Source organism: Paenibacillus sp. 01T422 (assembly GCF_056398785.1).
On the sequence record NZ_JBFTQB010000546.1, the window covers coordinates 1 to 4,401 of the forward strand.

Below are 4,401 nucleotides of genomic sequence, written 5' to 3' on the forward strand. Positions count from 1 at the left end.
TTGCTGGACAGAAAGCTTACGTAGAAAGCCAGCAGTATCATCGTGAAAAAATCAGCGAGAACAGTAACCAATAACAACGTTTGACCTAATTTGGTATTGAGCATTATTCGTTCTTTCAAAACAGGCACAACGACGCCAAGTGAATGTACGAAAGTCGATTTCTACGCCGCTTAGAAACATCAAGTAGATAAAACCAAGAAGTGAAAGTAATTCTACCCATGGATCATTTCCGACCAGATTGAAACCGCTTTTTCCAATGATAAGACCTGCAATAATTTCAGCAACAACGACGGGGACAACTCTTAGACGCAGCTGATAGAGCATAATCGGGATTATAAATGAGATTGTAACAACGAGAATGAGACTTCCTAAAGAGCCGTTACCATGTTCCATTTGGGAACCTCCCGCGTTTGAAATGGAAGATCTTCAGTGAATAATAATTATCCCGAATTTGTCCAGTTTCAGTTAATTTTAGCTAAAAACATTCAATTATACAAACAAAATCATATAAATCACGTGATTAGTACTATTGGTATTCATTATCGCATGATTAGCCATTTTATTTGAATATTGCGTATAATTAAGCATTTTGGTGGATATGGGAGGTTTTTCTTGCATCTATTCGCTTATTTACTCTCAGGGAGGGAGAGTGGGCCTTAAGAGCGCTGAGTCCTGATAACGAAGGGTGTGATACAATGCGGATCATGTTACACTTTATTTGAGGCCTCGAAATTAAGGGAAAAGGAGTTTTCGAATGAAAAAGTTGTTTTCGTACTCACTTTGTTTGCTGTTGGTGATTATTGTGGTAGGTTGCGGTTCCCAAAGCACAGCCAGCCAAACAAAGACAAGCGATGAAAAGCCAACGACTCAGGAAAGCACTTTAGAGAAGGCAAAGAAGGAAGGATTTATTACTGTTGGATTTGCTAATGAGAACCCATACGCTTACGCTACACCAGATGGAAAATTAACCGGTGAGGCTGTGGAAGTCGCAAGAGTAGTACTCAAGAACATGGGTATTAATGAAATGAATGGTGTGCTGACAGAGTTCGGTTCTCTCATACCGGGACTAAAAGCAAAGCGTTTTGATATCATTACAGCAGGTATGTTCATAAATCCAGAACGAAGCAAAGAAGTGGCATTTGCAAATCCGGAGTACAGCATCGGTGAAGCGATTGCCGTTAAACAAGGAAATCCTCAGAATTTACATAGTTATGCAGATATCGCTTCGAACAAGAAGGCTAAGGTAGCTGTGATGGTCGGTGCTATCGAAAATGATTACTTAACGAAATCGAACATCGCGAAGGATCAGATTGTTACTGTGCCGGATCAGCCATCAGCAATTTCAGCTCTACAGGCAGGACGTGTGGATGCTGTCACTATGACAGGACCTTCTTTGCAGGCGATGTTAGATTCTGCCAAAGATAACAAACTAGAACGCGTCAAAGACTTCAAACAACCGGAATTGGACGGAAAAAGTGTACGGGGGTATGGAGCAGCTGCGTTTCGCAAGGAGGATACAACATTTAGAGAAGCGTTCAATATTGAACTTGATAAGTTGAAAAAGTCCGGGCAATTGTTAGAAATTTTAAAACCTTTTGGATTTACGGAGCAAGAATTGCCAGGAGAGATGACGGCGGAACAGCTGTCCATGAAGTAAATTGATGAATCATTGGATAGCAGCAATTGCCTTTTTCCCCACACTCGTGAGGGGCGCATTGGTTACGCTCGAAATTACTTTGTTTGCAATTGTATTGTCAGCAGTCATATCGTTTGCTGCAGGGCTAATGCGTCTATCAAGGCACGCGTATGTAAGGTTCATTGCAACGGTCTATATTGAAATTTTTCGTGGGACTTCGCTGCTTGTTCAGCTATTTTGGCTTTATTTTGCGCTTCCGATCCTATTAGACATCCAAATCTCGGCTATGCTTGCTGCCATATTAGCACTAGGCCTAAATTATGGTGCATATGGTTCTGAAATTGTACGAAGCTCGATACTCGCTGTACCTAAAGGCCAATATGAAGCAGCAATTGCTTTAAATATGAACCAAAGATTAAGAATGCGTCGTATACTTCTGCCACAAGCCATTATTCTTATGCTGCCGTCTTTCGGTAATTTACAAATTGAACTTCTGAAAGGAACTTCACTTGTCTACCTGATTACACTCATGGATCTAACCTACCAAGGCATGGTGCTTCGTACGTTTGACAGCTCAATGACAGCTGAAATATTCACCATGATGTTAATTCTATATTTCCTTTTATCCTACTCGTTAACGCTCATTCTTCGCTATTTCGAGCGAAGGGCAGTTAGGGGGCGTGGCTAGATGAAATGGGACTGGGAATATGCATTTCACATATTACCTGAACTGGTAAAGGTTCTGCCAATTACGATTATAGCAACGCTTTTAGGGTTTCTGACAGCCTGTTTGTTAGGGCTTCCGCTGGCTCTTGCCCGCAGATCTAAGAACATCGTAGTGTCGAAAGTGGCATTTGGGGGAATGGAGTTTATTCGCAGTACACCGCTCCTCGTTCAACTGTTCGTTCTATTCTATGCGCTTCCCATTTACGGAATTGCATTGTCGCCATTAATCACGGGAGTCATCGGACTTGGCGTGCACTATAGCACCTATATGTCGGAAGTTTATCGTTCCGGTATTGAAGCTGTGCCGAAGGGGCAGTGGGAAGCTTCAAGAGCATTGAATTTTAGCGCAAGACAAACCTGGACGAACATTATTCTCCCACAAGCGCTTCCGCCGATTATTCCTATGATGGGCAATTATCTGATCACCATGTTCAAGGAAACGCCGATTCTCTCTGCTATCACACTTGTGGAGTTGTTACAGACTGCCAAAGCAATTGGTTCTGGGTCGTTTCGTTACATAGAAGCTTTCACGCTTGTCGGTTTGTTGTTTTTATTACTTAGCTATCCATCATCACTACTTGTAAGAGGACTGGAGAGACGCTTCCAAAGAAAATAGAGTTAAGGGGTGATCACATGCAACAAGTCCCCATTGTTAAGTATCGAGGAATTAGTAAATCATACGGGTCTGTACAAGTATTGAACAATATCGATCTGGATATCTTCCAAGGAGAAAAGGTAGCAGTGATTGGACCAAGCGGCTCAGGGAAAACAACCTTGGCCAGAATGCTTATGACGCTCGAAAATCCGACCTCAGGAACCATTGAAGTAGATGGTGACTTGCTGTGGCATCAAGAGGTCAAAGGTAAGATTATCCCTGCCACTGAACAGCATCTACATAGCTTGCGAAGTAAAATCGGTATGGTGTTTCAACACTTTAATTTGTTTCCTCATATGACAATTTTGAGGAACGTGACGGAAGCACCGATTCATGTCCTCGGCATGAATCGTGACGAGGCAGAAGCAAGAGCCATTGAGATGCTCGAAAAAGTGGGGTTGGCAGATAAGGTCAATGAGTATCCATCCCGATTATCTGGGGGACAAAAACAGCGTGTTGCCATTGCAAGAGCGGTTGTGATGCAGCCCAAGATTATGCTATTCGACGAGGCAACATCGGCACTTGATCCTGAATTAGTGGGAGAGGTGCTCACAGTAATTAAGGATCTTGCCGCACAAGGTGACATGGCGATGATGTTGATAACTCATGAAATGGACTTTGCAAGAGATATTGCCGATCGTATTCTTTTCACAGATGGAGGCAAGATTGTGGAGGAAGGCCCCCCAGAGCAAATTTTCGAAAATCCGCAAAGCCCAAGGCTGCAATCCTTTCTCAGCCGCTTTCGTCAAACCTGGTTTATGGGAGGCATTCAGCAAGCCTCCACATCCATCGAATAGAAGGAGGGCATAACTCAATTGAAATCACATAGTCTACAATTCCGACAAGTTAGCCCGGATGATGGCCAGTACATCTGGCAAACGGCGGTAGACAGCAAGAAGCTGGATGTAAACTCCACCTACTGCTACATTATGCTGTGTCAGTACTTTTCTGAAACCTGCTGGGTTGCAGAGAAGGATGGCGACGTCGTGGGTTTTGTTACTGCATTCATTCATCAATCGAAACCAGACGTATTATTTGTTTGGCAAATAGCCGTTTCATCTGAACATAGAGGGAAAGGGGTTGCTGAATCTCTCCTCTGGAAATTAATTACCAGTGAATGCTGTTCAAACGTCCGGTACATAGAAACAACTATTTCTCCCAACAATGCAGCTTCTATTCGTTTATTTGCAAAATTGGCTCAAGCATTGCATGCACCTATCATTAAAGCTGAAGGATTTCCATCGAATTTATTCCCAGAGAATAAGCATGAAAACGAACAGTTAGTCAGAATTGGGTCCATTTCAAAAAGTGTAATAACGTTAGCAACGAAGACAAAATCGTCTTAGGAGGTAATATTGAATGAAAGTATTGGATCCCCGTAAAC

The 4,401-nt window shown here is 42.7% G+C and carries 5 protein-coding genes and 1 pseudogene; 5 read left to right on the forward strand and 1 reads right to left on the reverse strand.

Annotated elements, in window-relative coordinates:
* A pseudogene (locus AC1DUA_RS25440) lies at positions 1-393 on the reverse strand (cation:proton antiporter domain-containing protein); the annotation flags it as partial.
* A gap of 361 nt (positions 394-754) precedes the next feature.
* Here AC1DUA_RS25440 and ehuB point away from each other — a divergent pair.
* From ehuB to ectA, 5 genes are read left to right on the forward strand one after another with little or no spacing between them, the layout of a single operon-like run.
* Complete coding sequence (gene ehuB / locus AC1DUA_RS25445; RefSeq protein ID WP_477502422.1) at positions 755-1,657, forward strand: ectoine/hydroxyectoine ABC transporter substrate-binding protein EhuB; 903 nt, start codon at positions 755-757, stop codon at positions 1,655-1,657.
* A gap of 4 nt (positions 1,658-1,661) precedes the next feature.
* Complete coding sequence (gene ehuC / locus AC1DUA_RS25450; protein WP_477502423.1) at positions 1,662-2,324, forward strand: ectoine/hydroxyectoine ABC transporter permease subunit EhuC; 663 nt, start codon at positions 1,662-1,664, stop codon at positions 2,322-2,324.
* Positions 2,325-2,978: an ectoine/hydroxyectoine ABC transporter permease subunit EhuD gene (gene ehuD / locus AC1DUA_RS25455; protein WP_477502424.1), complete on the forward strand. Its 654-nt coding sequence runs from the start codon at positions 2,325-2,327 to the stop codon at positions 2,976-2,978.
* 17 nt (positions 2,979-2,995) lie between these two features.
* Positions 2,996-3,814 (forward strand): ectoine/hydroxyectoine ABC transporter ATP-binding protein EhuA, encoded by an 819-nt coding sequence (ehuA, locus tag AC1DUA_RS25460; RefSeq protein ID WP_477502425.1) that lies wholly within the window; start codon positions 2,996-2,998, stop codon positions 3,812-3,814.
* Between the two features lie 18 nt (positions 3,815-3,832).
* Positions 3,833-4,363: a diaminobutyrate acetyltransferase gene (gene ectA, locus AC1DUA_RS25465; protein ID WP_477502426.1), complete on the forward strand. Its 531-nt coding sequence runs from the start codon at positions 3,833-3,835 to the stop codon at positions 4,361-4,363.
* Positions 4,364-4,401: the final 38 nt, after the last annotated feature.

Coding starts and splice junctions, on each gene's coding strand:
- ehuC (WP_477502423.1), top strand. CDS start 1,662: ATGAATCATTGGATAGCAGCAATTGCCTTTTTCCCCACACTCGTGAGG.
- ehuB (WP_477502422.1), top strand. CDS start 755: ATGAAAAAGTTGTTTTCGTACTCACTTTGTTTGCTGTTGGTGATTATT.
- ehuA (WP_477502425.1), top strand. CDS start 2,996: ATGCAACAAGTCCCCATTGTTAAGTATCGAGGAATTAGTAAATCATAC.
- ehuD (WP_477502424.1), top strand. CDS start 2,325: ATGAAATGGGACTGGGAATATGCATTTCACATATTACCTGAACTGGTA.